The organism is Pseudomonas sp. FBCC-B1565 (genome assembly GCF_059133265.1).
In genome coordinates, this window is the sequence record NZ_CP101438.1 from 6,322,652 (window position 1) to 6,341,983 (window position 19,332).

The following is a 19,332-nucleotide window of genomic DNA, read 5'->3' on the forward strand; positions in this document are numbered from 1 at the left end:
ATCAATCAATTCGAATACGGGGAACGGTAAGGGCTGACCGGCAGCGGCATAGGCCCGCTCAGGTCTTCAAACAGGTAGCGCAGGTACGCGTTGCCGACGTACTGGCGATAATCCTGGGCGTTGTCGACACCGACTTCGCCACCCAGGTAAAAGCGTGAAGAAAGACGGTATTCAGCAGCCGCGTTGAGGCTGTAGCCGATGCCGGTCTTGCTGCTGCTGTCGTATTTTTTGGTACCCGTAGCGCGTTCCTGAAGATCGCTGTCTTTCGGGAAATAATCGGCGCCATCTTGCGCGATATATTGCACGCCCACCGAACTTTTCAACTCATAGCTGAAACGGTCGAAGCTCTGTGCCCATCGGACTGGTACGGCCAGGGAGAAGAAGCGTTGCGGGCTGAAATAGCCGCCCTGCCCATAGGTGTAGAAACCCTGGTTGTCCTTGAAGCCCATGGCCATGCCGCTGACGCCCAGGGTGAGGGTGTCGGTCGGCGTGTTGCGCAGGTACCAGTAGACGCCGCTGCCCAACTCCATACGGGTGTTATCCTCGACATGATTGCCAAGCAACTTGTGCAATGACGCGTAGCCGTATGCACCCACCTCTTGGTCGTCGTAGCTCAGCTCGGCACGCCCGCCGTTAGCGGTGACGCCGCCCCACTTCTTATCGTGGACCTGGCCATCAGCCTCAGTGATCCTGGCGGTCGAACCGGCAAACGAGGTCACGCTGTCTGTCACCGGACGCCGTGAAACATTGACGCCATAACGCAGGTTGCCGCCTTCGGTAAACGGTCGATTCACACTCGCGCCACCGACCACCGTGTTGTAGGTAAAGCCCAGGGGGCTCACGCCGATGTCAGCCTTGACGCCTTGCGCCGGGTCCTCAACGGCAACAGCCAGGCCGACACCGTTCTCTCGCTTGGAATCATCGGTACCTTTGCCACCACCAAAACGCGCAGCCGAAATGGCTTTGACCGTCCCCGAACTCAAACTCACCGGCGTCACACGCAACGCCACGTTCATGTCGCCCACCGGCATGCGCGCTTCGAACGGCGTGTCCACTTGGGTAATTTTGCTCAAGCCACTTTCACCGTTGTTGCTGCGCACGCTCAGGCCCTGGACCAGGTAACCGCTACGGTCACGCAGCATCGAATCGAGGGCCCGTTGCGCAGGGCTCAAGGTCGGGTTGTCCAGCGCGGCAATCCGCGTTGGCGGCACAAACGGATCACTCAAGTTGTTCGACGGCGCATAGCCGTTGCTTGCCATGGCATTTGTCGGAACAGTGGCCGCGACCGGCGCTGGCATCACGTTGGCCGGCGCATCGATGGGCGGCGGCACGGTGCCGCGATCCACCGCCAGGTCGGTAATTTGCCGACGCTGGCCAGGCAAGCCGACGAAGGGGTTGTAGGCCACGCCCTGGGCGTCTGCCAGGGCCGACCGCGCCTGGGCACGCTGGGTGTTTTCGATGGCCAGCGCGCGACGCAGCAATTCAGTGGCTTCGTTATTGCGACCCAGGCCACGGTAGATACCCGCAGCCGACGTCAGCACTTCGGCACTCGTAGGTTCCAGGGTCAATGCCTTGTCGGCAGCCGATTGCGCCAGGCCACGGTCGCCCCCCTTCAAGGCGATGTCCGCCAGACCCAGTTGCAACTGAGCGTTACCCGGGTTTTGCTGGACCAGCGGCCGGTAGAGGTCCATGGCTTTTTTGCCATCGCCGCCCGCAGCGTACATGCGCGCCAGTGCACCAATGGCCGACGTGTCGTTAGGTCGCTGGGCCAGGGCTGGCGAGAGCATGTCGTACGCCGCCACCAGGTCGTTCTTCTCACGCAATGCGTCGGCTTGCTTGACCCGGTATTGAAAGATCAGGTCTTCGTAGCGCTGGCGTCCGGCGTCGCTCAGGGGTTGGCCCTGCAACTCACGCAGGATATCGCCGGCTTCGGTGTAGTGATTGGCCTTGAGCAATACGCTGGCGTAGAGCAGCTTTTGGTCGGCGGTCGGGTTCGGAGTCTTTTCCAGCACGCCTTGCATGATCTGCAGGCCTTCTTCCGGTGCGCCCACATCGACATAGGCAGACGCCAGCACCGCCAGGCGTTCCGGTTTTTTACCGGCCAGCGCGGCACTGCGACCGAGCAAGGCCAAGGCCTCGGGACGCTGACCACGGCGCGCGGTTTCGACAGCGATGTCCGTCTGTTTGTGCAGGGCGATATCGCTCGCCAACTCATTCATATCCGCCGTGCGCTGGCCGACCGGAATGCGTGACAAGGTGGCGTCGGCCGCCTTCCACTCGCCCAGCTCAACCGACAGCAAGGTGCTGGTGTACAGCGCATCCGGCTGGTTCGGCTGGCTTTTGAGCAGGCCATCGATCAAGGCGCGGGCGTTGCGGATCTGGCCATCCCGCAGGTAGACCCGCGCAAGGGCGAAACGTGTCCAGGGGTTTTCCGGATCGGCATCAAGCGCTTGCTGATACGCCGCCTGGGCGGCTTTCAAGTCGCCGCGCTGATCGGCCAACTTGCCCAACTGGGTGGCGCGCATGGCTTTGATCTTGGCCGTCGAGGAGAACTTGGCACGGTCGGCCGGCGACACCGAATCGATCAGCTTCAACGCTTCGTCCGGGCGACCCGATTGGGACAGCACGCCGATCAGGCCATTCAAGGCATCCGGGTCGCCAGGGTTGCGCGCCAGCACTTTGCGGTACGTGGCTTCAGCGGCGTCGAACTGATTGTCCTGGGCCTGGAAGCCGGCCAGGGCCACGGCGGCGTCGGCGCGACTCGGGTTCAAGCGCTCGGCTTGGGCCGCCAGGTCAAGGGCTTGGCTGCTACGGCCGGCAGTTTGCGCGTCGCGTGCCTGGTTGAGCAGGCTCCAGTAGCGCACTTCGTTCAGGGCCTTTTGCCAGGCAGCGCCGCCAGGCAGGCGTGTGGCTTGCCCGAGGTAATGCTCCGCCTCGCTGAAGCGCTGTTGCTGCTGGCGCACCACGCCCATGCCACCGAGGGCATCGACATCGTTGGGCTTTTCCGCGAGGCGCGCCGCCAACAGCGGCTCGGCGGTTTTCAGGTCACCGTCGTCCAGCGCCTTGAACGCTTTGACCAACTTGGGATCACGCTGCCAGCCGCCATCGCCCTTGCTCTGGGCAATGCCTTTGTTCATCAGCGCACGGATCTCAGTGTCATCCGGATGCTTGGCCAGGAACTGCTGGAACAACGGCACCTGGTCACGGTTCGGTGCACCGAGCCACACCAGTGCAAAACGCCAGCCTTCATCGGCGGCGCCGCCCACGTCGTTGTCGGTCGACAGGCGCTCCATCGCACGAATACCTTCGACGCGGGTGGACGGGTTACGCGCCAAGTGCCGGGCCAGGAACAGCGCGGCGATCGAATCATTCGGGCGCTCACGCGTGACACGTTGCAGGCCGGCGATCCCTTCGGCCGTGCCCTTGGGGGTGAACGCCAAGGCGTTGTAATACTCACGCGCGATCAGGCCCTGAGGCTGGCGCCCCTGGAAAATCTGGCGGTACAGCGCCACGGCTTTTTCGCGATCTTCAACCGGCTCACCCAGCTCACGGGCTTGCTCCAGCAACTTGGCGTTGGTGGGGGTGTTGACGGCAATGTCTTGTTCAAGCTGCAAGGCCTGGCGCGGCAGGGGCGAAATTGCACGCAGGCGGGCCAGGTATTTCTGCGCCTCTTCCGGGTGCTGCTGTTGCACCTGGATCAGGCCGATGCCATACAGCGCGTCCGGCTGCTCGGGGCTCAGGCTGAGCAGTTTCTGCCAGCTTTCCAGGGCGCGCTCGGGGTTTTTCTTCGACTGCCAATAGTTACCCTGCTCGATCAGCAAGGCTTGTGGGTCGCTGGTTGCAGCCAGGCTGGCGCTGGACGCCAGGGTGGCCAATATCGCAAGGGCTAGCGTGTGGCGGCGCATGCGCCCTCCCAGAATAATGTGACCGTACCGTCTTGCTCGAAACGGTACTTTTGATCGGCAAAACCTTTGCCGAACAGGCTAAGCATGTAGTCGTAATAAACCGGCTGCGCGGCATCGGGCGCGTCGGGGGCCATGGCCTTGCCCAACACGTCGTCGAGCTTGTGCTTTTGCAGTTGCGCCAGGGCGGTCTCGCCCCGTGCCTGGAAGAACACCATGGCCGACGCCGAGAACCCCAGCGGCGAGTAGCCATTGTTCTTCTCGACTTCGCCGGTGAGCACATGGACCTTCTCCGGCGGCAGGCCATTGACCGACGCAGCCGTCGCCCGTGACAGCCCACCCAACGCCTTGAGCATCGGCGCCGCGAGGGGGTCGCTCTTCGCCGTCATCCCGGCCCACAGGTAGGTGCGGATAGCGTCGTAACTGCCCAGATCGTCAGAGTACGGGTCAACCACAAACACGCCGGTATTGGTACTGGTGGCGCGGTAGCCCACCCAGTTGGCGGCAAAGCCATGAGGGTTGCTTTGGGGGTCGGCCAGCATCTTCGCGTTGCTGTCGGCCACATCATTCCAGCCGCCGTTCGGGCGCTCTTTGTGGAAGCGGCGCAATTGCGCCAACACTTGATAGCTGGGATTGAAGCGCCACAAACCACCCGGATACGAATAGCCCACAGGCCCCGGCAACAGCATCTTGCCCAGGCCCGGTACACGTACGATCAGGGTCTTTTCCACATTGGCCAACACCAATTGCGCGTCGGCACGGTACTGCGGCACATTCCAGATGCGCGCAGCTTCGAGCAACGCATAGGCGATCCACAGATCGGCATCGCTGGCGGAGTTGGCATCGATCACGCCCCACTGGCCATCTTTGTTCTTGCCCCACAGCCAGGCGAACAGGTTGTGGCTGAGGTCATTGCCGGCCATGTTGGACTTGGTCCACGTCCACAGCTTGTCGAAGCGCGCGCGATCGTTGCCGACCAGGGCAAAGAACATGGCGTAGGACTGGCCTTCGGAATTGCTCTCGCTGGGGTTCAGGGACGAGTTCAACACCCGCCCGTCATCCTGCACAAAGCGCGTGGCATAGTTCTGCCACAGCGGCCATTGCGCATCACACGTCTGGGCCTGGGCTGCCCCCGCAAACATCGCGGCGCCCACCCAGGCCCAAGCGGCTGGACGCATCATGCCAACCGCCGTTTTGCACGGGCACGCAAGGACAGGTAGATCAGGCAGGTGACAATCGCCAGGCCCAGGAAGGTGAACAACAACATCCAACCCAGGTTTTGCGACAGTTGCCATTGCACCGACTTGAACCAGCCCAATTTGCCGACGTAGTACTGCTGGTCAGCCACCAGTGAGCTGACCTGCGTGCCCTGCACCACCGCCAGGCTGCCCTGGATGGTTTCTTTATATTGATCGCCGCCAATCAGCACAGCGGTCGCGGCTTGCAGGCCTTCGGGCCTGGAACTGGAGATCAGCACCACACTGCGCCCGACCTTGAGCGGCGACTCGAAACCGGCAAACCACGTGCTGGTGCTCAAGCTGTTGAAGCTGATGGCGGCGTTGGCCGCGTGCTTGTTGGCTTCGGCGTCCGGGCTGACCCAGTTGCTGACGTAGCGCGGCAGGTCCGACAGTTTGAAGTGCTGCTGCGGGCCATCGACCGTCGCCGGCAGGTACTGCTGCCATTGCTTGAACAAGGGCTGGTCGGCACCGGTGGCGATCACCAGCAGGTCTTTGTCAGCCACACTTTGCACGTCCTTGGCTTGCACCACTTTGACGGCGGTCGCCGGGTAACCGGTGGACTCGCCGAAGCGGCCCAGGATGGTCAAGTAGGCACTCAACTCGTCGGTGCCAAAGGTGTCAGGCAACACCACGGCCGACTCGGACAGGTCCGCCAGGCGGGTGAACGGGAAACCGGCATCGTTGAACACGCCCAGGTTGGGCATGGCGATGAAGTGTTGGTAGCCGCTGATGTCCAGGCTCGAATCCGGGTCGATGGTACCGCGCATGTTATCGACGATGATGTCGCGGCATTCGCCTTCCTTGATGTAGTCGTACATAAAGCGCAGCTGCAGCTTGGACATCGGCGACGCCGAGCTGATCGGCAGCAACACCGTGGCTTCGCGCGGCAGCGTGTTGTCTTTCTGCATCATGCTCAACAGGGTCTTGCCGTCTGCCAGGCTGGTGATCGACGGCAGTGGCATCGACTTCATGAACTGGTCATCCAGCCCCACCAGCAATGACGAATTGGTCGACACTTGCTGCGGCGTGTAGCGGTACTTGAGGTGCAGCGGCACGCCTTCTTCACGCCAGTTGAACAGGTCGGGCGGCAGGCGGAAGTCGACGTTGATGGCGCCCGGGTTGTAGCCCGCGACGCTGAGCTTTTTCAGCTCGACCAGTTCGCCCAGACGTACCGGGCGATCACTGGGCACCCAGTTCGGCGCGTCATAGGGGCGGCGCGGAGCCAGGCTTTCAAGTTTGTCGATGACCACGCTGTTGCCGGCAAGCACCGGGTTGCCCAGCGCCACCGCCGTGGCGGCGCGCTTGAGTTCGGCGCCGTCGCGCCCCGACACGATCAGCAACTTGCCCTGGGGGTCGTTGGGGTTGGCGATCAGGCTCAGGGTCGGCCCGCTGGCTTGCGCCACTTTCACGCCATTGACGTCGACCGCATTCGGGCTGAGCACCAGCACAATGGCGTTGCCCTTGGCCGGGATCGTGCCGTAGGCAGCGGGGAAAGTAGCACCACGGTAGCTGGCCATTGCGCCAAACCATGACGACAGCGTCGCCGCTGCTTCCAGCGTGGCGTTATCCGGTGCGGTTGCGAACACGAACGGCAGGTTGACCTGACGCGCATCACGCTTATCGAAGAACGGCAGCGGCAGCACCGACAGATCGTCTTTCAACAGGATCGGCGAGACCTGCACTTTCAGCTCGCTGGTGTTGCTGATTTTTGCCCAGAGGCTGCTGTGCAGCGGGTCCTCGCAGGACATGGTGTAGTGACCGATGAACTGCAAGCGCAGGCGGTTGAACTCGGTGATCAGGTGCGGCGCAATTTGCACGACGGCCTGTTGCGGGGTGCCGGCGCCCTCTTTTGGCAACGGCAGGCTGGCGGCGACTTCGTCGTTGACCAGCACGTTGATCTGCGACAGCTCCGCCAGCAGCGCCGGCGAATAGCTGTAGTTGAGCAACAGTTGGGCGCCCGTCACGACCTGGTCAGCACGGATGTCGAAGTTGACGCTGTCAGATGACTCCACACCCTGCAGGTTCATGCTGTCGCGACGCCCCAGTTGCTTGAGCGTCAGGCTGTAGCCGTTCTCGGCACCTTGCACGGCAGCGGGAGCAATCACTGCTTTGTCGGCCGCTTGCAGCAGTGGGCTCAGGCCCAGCAGCGAAGCGATCAGCAACGCATGTGCGGCGCGCGAATGAGCGCGCGCGAAAAAAGGGGTGGAGGTCATGGCTTGTCCATCAACGTATCAAGCGGTTGTGAGGGCGTGCGGCGCAGGGCCATACGTAATTCATGCAGGGTGGCGCGGCACAGCGTGAACAGACCGCCGATGCCGATACCGCCGACTTCACGCAAGGCTGCCAGCGGTGTGTCCGGCTGGCCGGCGCCCCAGCTGGCGGCCCAGGTGTCGGCACGTGAGAACGTCAGGCGCACCAGTTCGCTTTGCTCGCGCAGGGTCAATGACTCGAACTGCGCACCAATCTGTGTACCTTTGCTGAACGCCACCCGCGCCTGGAACAGGTTGTCCTGACCGTTGCGCGACAGCACCAGCTTCACCCGTTCACCTTGGGTGATGGAGTGACCATCATCGAGGATCAGGCCGAAGCCATTCTGCGAGAAGTCCTGGGTGATCCCGTGAAGCACACGACCGTCGGAACAAATAATACTCACCGGCAGCTTCGCACTCACACGCGGCTCGGAACGCACTTGGCGCGTCTCGGAGGCCACCGCCACGGCGGCGCTGGTGATGATCAGGTTGTAGAGGGTCCAGGTCAGGTTGATCGCCACGGTGACAGCGGTGGACTCATCGCCATACACCAACTGATGCACGCCGAAACCAATACCAATCAGGTTGACCAGCAGCAGCACCAGGTACGGGCGCGCCAGTTTCCAGTCGAAGAACTGCTTGTCGATGATGCCGCCCTTGTCGGTGACGTTGAAGCCACCGGCCTTGGGGTTGACCAGCGCGACCAGCACCGGCGGCAGGATGTACCAGGCCAGTACGGTCTCGTAGACCTCGTTCCAGAACGAGTGACGGAAGCGCCCCTGGATCCGTGAGTTGGTCAGGCTGGAGTGCACCAGGTGCGGCAGCACGTAGGCGACGATCATCAGCGCCGAGGCGTGGAAAATCTCGGCGCCGAACACCAGGTAGGCCAGCGGCGCAGTGAGGAACACCAGGCGCGGCAACCCATAAAAGAAGTGCAGCATGGCGTTGGCGTAGCAGATGCGCTGGCCCCACTTCAGGCCTTTGCCGAGCAACGGGTTGTCGGTGCGGAAAATCTGCGCCATGCCCCGCGCCCAGCGAATCCGCTGGTTGATGTGGCGCGACAGGCTTTCGGTGGCCAGGCCCGCGGCTTGCGGGATGGCCAGGTAGGCGGTGTTGTAGCCGAGGCGATTGAGCTTGAGCGCGGTGTGGGCGTCTTCGGTCACCGTCTCGATGGCCACGCCGCCGATTTCCAGCAGCGGCTCACGGCGGATGACGGCGCAGGAGCCGCAGAAGAACGTGGCGTTCCACAGGTCGTTGCCGTCCTGCACCAGGCCGTAGAACAGCTCACCCTCGTTGGGCACGGCGCGGAAGGTGTCGAGGTTCTTTTCGAACGGGTCCGGCGAAAAGAAGAAGTGCGGCGTTTGCAGCATCGCCAGCTTCGGGTCCTTGAGGAACCAGCCCAGGCTCACTTGCAGGAAGGAACGCGTCGGCACGTGGTCGGCGTCGAACAGCGCGATGTATTCGCCGTCGGTGACTTTCAACGCTTCGTTGAGGTTACCGGCCTTGGCGTGGAAGTTGTTGTCGCGGCGGATGTAGTTCACCCCGACCTTGCGGCAGAAGTCGCGGAAGTCGTCGCGGCGGCCGTCATCGAGTACGTGGACGCGCAGCTTGTCCTTGGGCCAGTCCATCGCCTGGGCGGCGAAAATGGTCAGCTTTACGATGCTCAGCGCTTCGTTATAGGTGGGGATGAACACGTCGACCGTCGGCCATTCCTCCGGCTCGGTCTTGAGCCACACCGGCGTGCGGCGCAGCGGCCAGGCGGTTTGCACGTAGCCGAAGATGAGCACGACCATGGCGTAGAACTCAGCCGCGACCAGGCCATAGCCGAAGAACATGTCGACCCAGGTTTCAAAGCCGAGGGTGGAGGTGAGGCGCCAGAACATGTAGCGCAACGACGCCACCAGCGACAGCACCACCAACGCGAGGATCGCCAGGCGCCCCGGGATCTTGCGCAGCACCAGCACCGCGAGGAAGCACACACCCGCGAACAGGCACTGGCTGTAGAGGTCGAGCGGCGCGCTGATAATGCCCATCAACAGCAGGGCACCGAGCACGCAACTGGCGACAACCAGTACCGTACGCAGCGCCGCAGGCCACCGGTTGAAGCGCGCGATGGCGCCATTGAGGCGCTGTTCGGCGCGCCCTTCGACGAAGGGCGTGGAGGACGTAGTGTCGGTCATGGAAGGTCCGAGTCGATGCGTTCGAGCAAGGTGCGGCACAGGGCGTGGACGTCCTGGCTGCCGATACTGTTGACGGTTGGGTCGAGGGGATCACGCCCGTAGGCCTGGGCTTCGCTGAACGTGGGGTCGCGGTGGACCGTCCCCAACAGCGCAGCGCCCAGGCGGGTCTTGAACACCTCGGCCATGTCCAGGCTGAAGCGGTGGGCACAGTCCAACTGGTTGATCACGTAGAAGCGTTGTGGCGGTTTGGCACGCTGGAGGTATGGCGCCAGGATGCTGTCCATCTGGTCGAGCGTGCTGAACGAGGCCACGTCTGGCTGTACCACCACCAGCACCGCGTCGGCGACTGACATGGCCTGGCTGAGGTAGACGGTATTGCCGGCGGGGACGTCGATGATCACGGTGTCCTGGCCGTTCAACTTGAGACCGGACAGGCGCTTGCCGAGCCACTCGCTGTCCTGGCCCAACCAGCGATTGAGGCTGTGCTGTTGCTCGTGGTCAGTGGCGCCGAATGCCACCAGTCGGCAACCGGCAAAACCACGTTCGGGCAGGGCTTCCCAGCCTTCGTTGCGCAAGCTGGTGGCGCCAACGCCGGGCATGTCGAGCCCCAGGCACAGGTGGTGGCGCAGGGCGTTTTGCGGGTCCAGGTCCAGGGCCAGTGCCGGGCGGCCCTGGCGCTGCAAGCCACTGGCAAGTGCAGCCGCGAGGGTACTGCGACCGACGCCGCCCTTGACCGAGACCAACACCACGACTTTCGGGCTCGATTGCTCGGAGTACACCTGGCCGTCCCGCCCTTCCACCACTTCGGGCGGCTGCAGGTGGTCGGCTTCGCCTTGGCTCAGTTCCTCCAGCAAGCGCAGCAGAGGCGCCGAGGGGGCTTCGATCTCAAGCGGGGCTGGAGTGACTGCGGGGGCTTCCAGGACCTCGACTTCGTCCTCGATGAACTCATGGACAAAGTCGATCTCGCGATAGCCACTCGGGTTGGCACCGAGCTTGTTGAATAGCTTTGAAATGTCATCTGCCCGACTCACTCACTGCCCCTCCCCACCTGATTTGCGCTTTATAAAGGCGATAAAAAGGCCAGCAAGGAGCTGACCTGGTTTTTTCTAGTTATGTGGTGTCGGGCGCATTCTGTGATATCACAATGATGGTGTCAGTATTTTGATGTTTTAAGTTCAATTTAATCCGACGAACGGCCTGGCGCCATTTTTACGACGATTTTATGAAGAAAAACCCATTCGTTTTAAGAACATGTACTTGCATCGTTATTTCACAAAAAATCTTGGCCGACTGGACAAAAACGACACAAAACTGACATATGCATCAACAGATATTCAGTTGCCCTACATTGTCTCGAAAATTTGCCTACACGAAACCGCGATTAAACTGACGGTTTATATCGCGGCACAGAATACGGAAACCGCACCTGTATTCAAGGGAAAACCGGCTGAGCGGTCGATCCAAATGACCCACACGGCTACGGCCGATGTATCGCTTTGTATGCAGCCAAGGTCTCGCTACACAACGAAGCAAAACCCGCGCCGCATGACACAGTGCAGATACCTCCAGGGCGCTCAATAAGCCCACACCCACTTGTTGAACCCGGAGGATACCCACCATGAACTGGAACACCTTGATCGCCGTCAGCCTGCTGGCTTTTGCCGTCAACGCCCACGCCGACGTACAGCCCAAGCTGGATGTCCAGCGCGTGCTGACCACTGTCGAAGACACAAACGGAGCGTGTGGGATCGTGAATGCGCACATGACCTACCTGGATTCCCACGGGCAGCAACAGGTATTGGACTACAAGAAGTTTGCAGATAACTGCGCAGAAGGCAGTTGAGGCTTGCGCGAACCGGGCACCTGAGTGCCCGGTTTCGGAGCGTTTTCTGAAGGCTTAGCGCACACGACGCTCGGTGAACGCGTAGTCATCCTGGCAATCGCTGGTCGGATCCGACGCCACACTCACGTAATGCACCGTGTCTGCGTCCAGCAGCTTATAGGTGTACACATCCGGCGAACGCACACCGTCGGTACGCAACTCATTCCTGCCATTGGCTGCCGACCACGAACCCTGCTCGGTCTGAATCACCTTGGTCTGCTGCGCATCGCGGTAGAAGGTAATCACAAAACGACCGTCGGGCTTGAGGGTATTGGTCCACGACAGGAACTGACATTTACCGGTCTCGGTGCGCAGGCCCTTCCAGGTGCCCACCAGCGCGGGGTCGTTGGCGGGTTTGTTGGACGAACACCCAGCGAGCGCGGCAGTGAGGAGGATGAGGGACAGCGAGAGAGTCCGTTTCACGTGGGGCTTCCTTGGGTTTGGAGAAGATTTTTGCCGGGGTAGACCCTTCGATGGCAAGGGAGAAATCCTACACTCGCCAGCAGGAAAAAGGGGCGTGCGTGGAAAAAGCGTGGGGTCTGCAAAAATAGTCAGAATTCAGGGGTTTACAGAACCTTGCCAATCGCTATAATCGTCGCCCTAACACGCCGGTATAGCTCAGTTGGTAGAGCAACTGACTTGTAATCAGTAGGTCCCGGGTTCGACTCCTGGTGCCGGCACCATATAAGACAAAGCCCCTGCAGAAATGCAGGGGCTTTGTTGTTTCTGAAACGTCCCCCCCCCTGAAACCCTTGGGAGCGAGCCTGCTCGCGATGAGACCATCAAACCCAGCGACGATCTATTCACCAAAGAAAGGCCTGCGTTTCCCAAGACACCAAAAACGCAGCGACCTCAACCAAACAGCATCCTTTGCCAATGATCCTCACCCACAATGGCAATCGAAGCTCCTGCCTCCCGCAACTCCACTGCCTTCATGATCTTCGTCCCATAGGTACTGTGGCGCCACTGCTCATTACCCACGCTTCCGACCACTAGGTAATGCACCTTCTTGCTCACACCGCCCCCAATCAAACCACCTCGTTCTTCGACCAGCGCCTGACAATCCTTGCGCGGCCCAAAGCTCATGACACCCGTAAATACAAACATCCGGCCATCCCACACCAAATCAGGGGCTGGTGAATTGAAGGGCAGGTCCGTAGGAGTAACGGCAACTGTGCCGCCGACCTTCGCTCTCTCAATGTCCACTCCAGAAAAACCACGCAGAATGTTAAGCAACTCCTGGGACTCATCCACGTCTAGCGCATCGTCCTGAAGCATGCACGCCAAACGCGAATACAGCAGATTGATCACCGGATCGTTCAGATGCGCGAGATTGTTTTCCAGCCATTGCTTTAGAAAAACCGCTTCCGATGTGTTCACCACACCATCCGCCGTAATTCCAGCGGCCAACCCCACCAAGGCGTCGGCGGCGCGACGATCGATACGGGCACGGTTGAAGAATTTACTGTTTTCGAACTCGTGGTGTAGATCCATTACGGGTTTTCCTTGGGGTGGGAACTGGCTTGATATCGACGCGTTAGTAAGTAGATGTTGTATTCAACGCTAGCACCACTGCGCGTACATATCCCATTTTGAATCTGGAAAATAGATCCGTCCCCTTTCCCACAGATAGCCAAAACCTTTAAGGCTACGCCACACCGTGGTGGTTCTCCCAAAGTGCGATTAGCGTCCGGCGGCTCGCACGCTCACAGCAATGTGATGGATGCCTACTTTTACCAGTGTGCCCACTGCGGCAACTCATCCCCTGTCATGGCTGCCCTGCAGCAACCTATCCGTTTGGCCATTTCATTGCGCCAACCTGCGCCCGTCTCTTTCTCCGGGAAAGAGACGGGCGCTCCTACCGCTGCTGCAGCCCAACTCGTACAAGGCTTTGCGGCATTGCCCCTCGTGACAATCGGCGTGACAAACACCGAAGTCACCAGCAACAGCGATGCAGATGATGGTGCCGCAGCCCAAGGAATGGACTGCACCTGACTGACAGTCAGGCATGCCCCGGTCATCGCGTCACAGCCTTCACCTGACTCAGGATCTCGCGGCGCTGGTCTCGTCAGCCAGTGCAGCCTCCACCCGCCCACTCCTTCAGGAGTGTTCAGGAGGCCAGATCATTAGATGACCAAGCTTCTGGTCGTAAGGAGCCGTCAGTCCCGCGTTAGTGGACAACCCTCACAGGTCGCAGGGGCCTTGATCCCTGATAACACTCAGCATTCTTGGCGGGATGACGTGGGGCGAGGACTAGAGAGCAGAAGATGAGGTGACCGACATGGCATTGGTGGGTAGACGCGATAGCCGCAATTTCGGCTACGGCAGGCAATTGAGCTACGCGGGGCCGCAGGCTTTGAAAGACATGTTCGGCGGCGGTCATTACGGCACGGTCAAGGCGCACTCTGATCAGCGGAAGGCATTTGTGAAATGGTGCCGCTCCGCACAGGGGCCCGGTATCAATGATGCGCGGCAGATTGATCGAAAGGTGTTGGCCGACTACGCGGCGTATCTGCGCAACATGGTTAGGCGCGGTGATCTCGCCGTCAGCACCGCACAAAACCGCCTATCCAGCGTTAACAGGACCATGGCGGCGCTTCGCGGTGATCAGGACGTGAAGGCGCCAAGCCCGAGCAAGGCGTTGGGTATGCGGCGCAGCGGGGTTCGACAGTCGGTGCCGCAGGGCAGATACCGCGAACAGGTTAAGCAGATCGTTGATGCGCTTTGCAGCCGCGATCAGGGAAGGTCCGAAGCGATTGTCCTGTTAGCGCGAACTACCGGCATGCGCTTGCGTAAAGCCATCTTGGCCGATCTGCCGCGGCTAATCCATGAGGCTGAAGCCTGCGGCAAGATCAACATCCAGGACGGTATCAAAAGGGGGCGCGCCGGCGCCTCGGCACCTCGTTGGATTGCAATGAACAACCATATTCGAGGCGCACTTGCGTTTGCACGACAGGTTTCGCCTACGAGTAGCCGCAACCTGATTGCGGCCCACTATAGCTACGTGGATCTTCTGCAACAAATCATCCGCCCGGCACGGGGTATCCTGCATGTACACAACCTCAAAGGCTTCCATGAGCCACGGGCGGCATACTCGTGTGAGCGTTATGAACAAATCACCCATAACCGCGCGCCTATCAACAGCGGCCAATGTTGCCAGGTAGATCGGAACCTTGATCGTGAGGCCCGGAGACAAATTAGCTACGAGCTGGGGCACGGTCGGATCGATGTGGTCGCGGCTTACATTGGAGGACGGACATGAGCAAGCCATTCGATATGGAGTTGTTCTTGGCTGGCGTGCTAACCGGGTCGCACGCGACGCGGCAACACCATGTACGGCAGGCGAAACTTATCCACGCTCAAATTGCAGATCGCTGGCAGAGACAGACACCTTGGGCTTGGCAGAGAAAACATTTGGCTTGGTTTCTTGAGCATTACCTAGATCGGCACTGCCAGCCGACTCGGTATTACTATTTGTTGACCGTGCGGTTACTCACACTTCGCTTAGAGAAAAAGTGGGTGTTCAGGTCCTAATCTAGTTTGTGATCTCGAAGAAACCTATAGGCTTGCTCGCCGAAAACGCTAAAAGAAGCAATTCCTACACGCTCGCGTACGAACATTTCAAACCGCCCGCTGTATTTTTGTGCTCCATAAGCGCATACCCGAAGAGCAGGTTTTTTGGTGGATTTTGATTTCTTAGATACGGATAACTAACGTCTTTCGCAAAAGATTTCCTGGCTTATCGAAATTCGTCCAACTGCGTAATTTGATTCACCCTTGGCTAAATCTTACGAATATTTTCATGCCAGCGTCTACGAGGGAGGGGGGAGGCATGGCATTTCAATATCATTATCGTATATTCTGCAGATGCGCGGCCCCTGAGCACGAGCGCATGGCACGTGATTTTTTGGCTAGAAAAATATACATAGAAAAAATTGCATATAAGAGGGGTGGGTTATTACTCAAAAGAATTTGGCGGCGTACCTTAAACTCTATAGTTCAGTTGATTTAACGGCGGACTACAGATTTAACTCATACAGAAGACTAAATAGCTTGGAAGGGGCGTCAAATGTTGCCTTAATATTGGCGTCTACTGCGCTAATAGTTGTATCTTTCATAGTCGCTCTGTATAGCAAAAACCTAGGGCAAGATGAAATATATGTAAATATCGGACAGAATTGTCTTCCTGTAATTATTTTGGCGTTATCAATATTGGTGTCTGGGGCGAAGTATGGTGCGCGCGCAGAAAAAATACATGAATGCGCCCAATCGCTAAACCACTTCAAGAAATTATTAAAGTACAAAATTGAAGATGGTGCATTCGCTCCCTCCGCAGAAAACTTCAAGAGTTATGCAGAAAAATATGCTGAAATAATTGCCAAATATGAAAATCACAGCAAAGTAGACTTGAGCATAGAAAGTATCAGGGGCGCGACGTGTTGGTTTTTCCCAAAGCCTCTTGCAGAGCTAGTTGCTGGTTTGATTGGGCGGGGAATGCTTTACTATTTCTACATATTGATGTCTTTAATGTCAGTCGGCTGGATGTTTCTTGGGATTTACCTAGCAATAAAAGGAGTTATACCTTGCTAGATCAGAACTTTACTGGGAAAAGCTTATTGCGGTTGACGTCTATTAAAGACATCATCAGATTCAGGCTAGGCAGGAAACGCAGTGACTATCTGGAGAAGCTTGATCTAGTCGCCAAAAATATTTTGGACAAGGGGTGCGATTTCTCTAGTCTTGCTTTTTATACTAAAAAAGGAAAGATGGTATTTAAGCCCCAGTCACTGGAGAGCGTGTACAGCCTAAGGCGCGTCAATAAAATATTAGGGCGGATCTATAAGGTTAAACAAGCGGATCGTGATACTATTACAAAGCAAATAAGCTCTCTGGCCTCAGATACTAGTTCTTACACTATAATAAAAGGAGATATCAAGAGTTTTTATGAGGCAATCCCTAGAGATACAGTTATCGCTAAAGTAGAGTCGAACCGAATTCTTTCATACCAAAACAGAAGAATCATAAGACAGGTATTTTCCTGCCCTGCGGTGTCGGCTACTCCTGGGCTACCAAGGGGTATCAGCATAAGCGCCTCACTCTCGGAGTTATATATCCGGGAATTTGACAGGCATGTTAGAGCATTAGAGGGGGTCTATTATTATGCAAGGTATGTTGATGATTTTATAATTTTTTGCCATGCGGAAAGCGATAGAGTTAAAGGAGAAGTCGAAAGAAAGCTCAAGCAGCTTGAGCTTGACGTTAATCATAAAAAAATTAAAATAATTAATTCAGATGATATGTTTAAAAAGGCTCATTGCCTCAGCTTTTTGGGCTATGAGCATATTATCGGTACTGCCTCGTCCCCTATCATACGCATTTCAAAAAATAGAATAAGAAAACTGAAGACCCGTATCGCCTTAGCTTTTCTGGATCTTGCCAAAAACAAAGACGTAGATTTGTTGTGCCTTCGGCTAAAATTTATTACTGGCAACTATCTCATTCGTGAGCCATCCAAAGAAGATGGCTCGTCACAAGGTTTAATGGCTGGATTCTACTATAATAATAAAACCTTGTCTGATATCCAGCAAATAAAAGACCTTGATACATATCTAATGAAGCTCTGCCGCTCTAAGCGAGGCAGCATATATAGAGCGGCGGGCTCAAAATGTATGCGGGAAGCCAGTATCGCAACGCAAGGCATAAGTTTTAGCAAGGGATTTAATCAAAGGGTGATTTACCCAATCGCCAAAACTGAATTTGCATTAATAAAAGAGTGCTGGAAAAGAGAAGGCGAATATGAGAAGCAGTAGGAAAGAAGAAAAACTTAAAAGAGTCTATAAGTCTAATTATCGCCGAGTACTGCTGACGGAGGTCCTCCCGTACGAGGTTCCAATTTTACTCACAAATGAGGGGTTCTATTCAAGATCAGGCGATCAAAAAGATGAAGGCCTTCTAGGCGAGATATTAAAGCAGGGTAAGGAGACACATCCATTCATCTACAAGATAGTTAAGAGCTCTTCAAGCTATCGAACACTCCATCTTATACATCCCTCTAGCCAACAAGACTTTGTGGGATTCTACAAAACTTACAGCAGCTTGATGTGCGGACTTACTGCCAGGAGTGAGTTCAGTTTGCGCGCGCCTGCTGAAGTTGCAACGTGGTACTATGAGCCAGATAATACTCTACGTGACAACTCAATAAGAGACGAAGGAGCTGAAGCTAACGTCGATGACGCTATGGCTGTGCAGTTCAAATACGCAAGCTCGTTTTTTTTGTATAAAAAATACGCGTTCCTATATAAGTTCTATGATTCATATGAGTTTCATAGGCTGGAAAAGAAATTCAAGAAACTTATAAAGTTTGATATATCAAAGTGCTTTGATAACATCTCTACAAAACGACTTGGAGAGGCTGTCAAAGACGAGATCTACCATAAGGAGCACTTTGGGGCGAGTAACTTTGAGAACAAGTTCTCGAAGTTAATGGAATCTGCAAATTTCGGCCGAAATGATGGCCTGGTGATAGGACCTGAATTTAGTCGGATTTTTGCCGAGATAATACTCCAAAATGTAGATAAAAATGTGCTTCAAGGAAATCTCCACCTTCAAGGTAGTTACGACATAAGGCGTTATGTCGACGATTATTTTTTATTCTACAATGATGACAAGGTTGGTGAGCATGTGTTGGACGAATTTCAGAACTCATTAGAAAAAGTTAAGCTATATTTAAATGAATCAAAGATTTCGCGCCACAGGGCCCCATTCCTAACTGGGATCACCATGGCGAAGAAAGATATTCAAGATATTTTCTCCGCATTATTTGATACCTTCGACGAATCCAAGAAAGGTGTGATCCCAGACGCAGATGTGGTTGAGGGGGCAGACAGTCATGTTGACCAGCCTGAAGAAAGAATAACATTTATTAAGTATTTCAAAGGGCCTGGGATTGTTGCAAATAGACTTATCCGAGACATCAAAGCGATTGTTCGAAGTAATGAGGTTGAGTTTGAAACTATTACCGGGTACTTTTTCACGGTCATAAAAAATAAGACTCATGAAGTGTATGGTTATAGTGCTGCACTTGATGAAGGCCAACAAGAAAACGTTCTGAAATTTCTACTGGTGATTATAGATGTAACCTTTTTTGTGTACTCGATGGATGTAAGGGTTAGAAGCACATTCTTGGTTAGTCAGATTTCAATAATCTGCTGTAGAATTGCTAAGTTGATGAATCCCGTGTATGGCGATGAAATAGTAAAAAAAATTCAAGATGAAATAACATTCACCATGAAGAATAAAAGGGCGGACAAAGTATCTTCAGGTGTGGAGGTGATAAATCTTCTTATTGCTCTCAGAGAGATATCTGGAGGGGAAGATTTGGTTTCAGCTGAAGATATTTCAAGGTTTGTATTTAATGACTCGATTGAAAAAATAAAAAATGGCAATTACTTTCAATTAATATCTGTATTATTTTATATAAAAAATAATGCAGACTATGGCGATCTTAAAACAAAGCTAAAATCTATTATTATCACAATCTTAAAAGCTCAGAGAGCATCTGTTTACTCTGAGTCATCACACCTTTTGCTGGACTTAGTACGCTGCCCGTATCTGGATAGGGCATTTAAAGCGCGGATGATAAATTGCTCATTCCAGACGGAGTTCGGCAGGCGTCCAACCTCATCAGAACTGAAAAAAGAATACAAAGCTATATCTATGCATGATTGGTTTATAGATTGGAGTGAAGCGGGAATTAAGATCGAAAGGCTTCTGCAGAAAAAGGAGTTGAAAACCGCATACGAGTAGCGGCACAATGGCATTGCGGGCGTGTTTACAGGTTAAGAGCCAAATACCCATGCGAGGCTGTTTCTCCCATGATGA

General features: G+C 56.1%; 13 protein-coding genes and 1 tRNA gene. 7 read left to right on the top strand and 7 right to left on the bottom strand.

The window, feature by feature from the left end; all coding sequences use genetic code 11:
• Positions 1-5: 5 nt before the first annotated feature.
• The 5 genes from NL123_RS29165 to bcsQ are packed head-to-tail and all read right to left on the bottom strand — an operon-like array spanning position 6 to position 10,600.
• On the bottom strand, positions 6-3,905 hold the full coding sequence (locus NL123_RS29165) for a cellulose biosynthesis protein BcsC (RefSeq protein ID WP_494356858.1): 3,900 nt from the start codon (positions 3,903-3,905) through the stop codon (positions 6-8).
• The gene (bcsZ, locus tag NL123_RS29170) at positions 3,887-5,083 is read right to left on the bottom strand and encodes a cellulose synthase complex periplasmic endoglucanase BcsZ (RefSeq protein WP_494356859.1); all 1,197 of its coding nucleotides are present in this window, start codon (positions 5,081-5,083) and stop codon (positions 3,887-3,889) included. The genes NL123_RS29165 and bcsZ overlap by 19 nt, the downstream gene beginning before the upstream one ends.
• Positions 5,080-7,353 carry a cellulose biosynthesis cyclic di-GMP-binding regulatory protein BcsB gene (gene bcsB, locus NL123_RS29175; protein WP_494356860.1) on the bottom strand — a complete coding sequence of 758 codons (2,274 nt, stop codon included), beginning with the start codon at positions 7,351-7,353 and terminating at the stop codon, positions 5,080-5,082. The genes bcsZ and bcsB overlap by 4 nt, the downstream gene beginning before the upstream one ends.
• Complete coding sequence (gene bcsA, locus NL123_RS29180) at positions 7,350-9,569, bottom strand: UDP-forming cellulose synthase catalytic subunit (RefSeq protein ID WP_494356861.1); 2,220 nt, start codon at positions 9,567-9,569, stop codon at positions 7,350-7,352. Before bcsA ends, bcsB begins: the two co-directional genes overlap by 4 nt.
• Positions 9,566-10,600 carry a cellulose biosynthesis protein BcsQ gene (gene bcsQ, locus NL123_RS29185; protein ID WP_494356862.1) on the bottom strand — a complete coding sequence of 345 codons (1,035 nt, stop codon included), beginning with the start codon at positions 10,598-10,600 and terminating at the stop codon, positions 9,566-9,568. Before bcsQ ends, bcsA begins: the two co-directional genes overlap by 4 nt.
• 587 nt (positions 10,601-11,187) lie before the next feature.
• Between bcsQ and NL123_RS29190 the strand changes: the two genes are divergently transcribed.
• Positions 11,188-11,412, top strand: a complete 225-nt coding sequence (locus NL123_RS29190) for a DUF2790 domain-containing protein (RefSeq protein ID WP_494356863.1) — start codon at positions 11,188-11,190, stop codon at positions 11,410-11,412.
• Between the two features lie 54 nt (positions 11,413-11,466).
• On the opposite strand, the gene NL123_RS29195 is transcribed toward NL123_RS29190, so the two are convergent.
• On the bottom strand, positions 11,467-11,874 hold the full coding sequence (locus tag NL123_RS29195) for a hypothetical protein (RefSeq protein WP_494356864.1): 408 nt from the start codon (positions 11,872-11,874) through the stop codon (positions 11,467-11,469).
• A gap of 184 nt (positions 11,875-12,058) precedes the next feature.
• On the opposite strand from NL123_RS29195, the gene NL123_RS29200 reads away from it, so the two are divergent.
• Positions 12,059-12,134: transfer RNA gene (locus tag NL123_RS29200), tRNA-Thr, on the top strand.
• Positions 12,135-12,303: 169 nt separating this feature from the next.
• Here the strand turns inward: NL123_RS29200 and NL123_RS29205 are convergent.
• Entirely contained in the window at positions 12,304-12,945 is a 642-nt protein-coding gene (locus NL123_RS29205) for a BRCT domain-containing protein (protein ID WP_494356865.1), read from the bottom strand.
• Between the two features lie 787 nt (positions 12,946-13,732).
• Here NL123_RS29205 and NL123_RS29210 point away from each other — a divergent pair.
• From NL123_RS29210 to drt3b, 5 genes are all read left to right on the top strand, one after another.
• Positions 13,733-14,713, top strand: a complete 981-nt coding sequence (locus tag NL123_RS29210) for a site-specific integrase (RefSeq protein WP_494356866.1) — start codon at positions 13,733-13,735, stop codon at positions 14,711-14,713.
• Positions 14,710-14,985, top strand: coding sequence for a hypothetical protein (locus NL123_RS29215; RefSeq protein ID WP_494356867.1), 276 nt, complete (start codon positions 14,710-14,712; stop codon positions 14,983-14,985). Before NL123_RS29210 ends, NL123_RS29215 begins: the two co-directional genes overlap by 4 nt.
• Positions 14,986-15,423: 438 nt before the next feature.
• A complete protein-coding gene (locus NL123_RS29220) occupies positions 15,424-16,041 on the top strand; it encodes an SLATT domain-containing protein (RefSeq protein WP_494356868.1) in 618 nt (205 codons plus the stop codon).
• Positions 16,035-17,261, top strand: a complete 1,227-nt coding sequence (drt3a, locus tag NL123_RS29225) for an antiviral reverse transcriptase Drt3a (RefSeq protein ID WP_494356869.1) — start codon at positions 16,035-16,037, stop codon at positions 17,259-17,261. Before NL123_RS29220 ends, drt3a begins: the two co-directional genes overlap by 7 nt.
• Entirely contained in the window at positions 17,248-19,257 is a 2,010-nt protein-coding gene (gene drt3b, locus NL123_RS29230; RefSeq protein WP_494356870.1) for an antiviral reverse transcriptase Drt3b, read from the top strand. Before drt3a ends, drt3b begins: the two co-directional genes overlap by 14 nt.
• Positions 19,258-19,332: the final 75 nt, after the last annotated feature.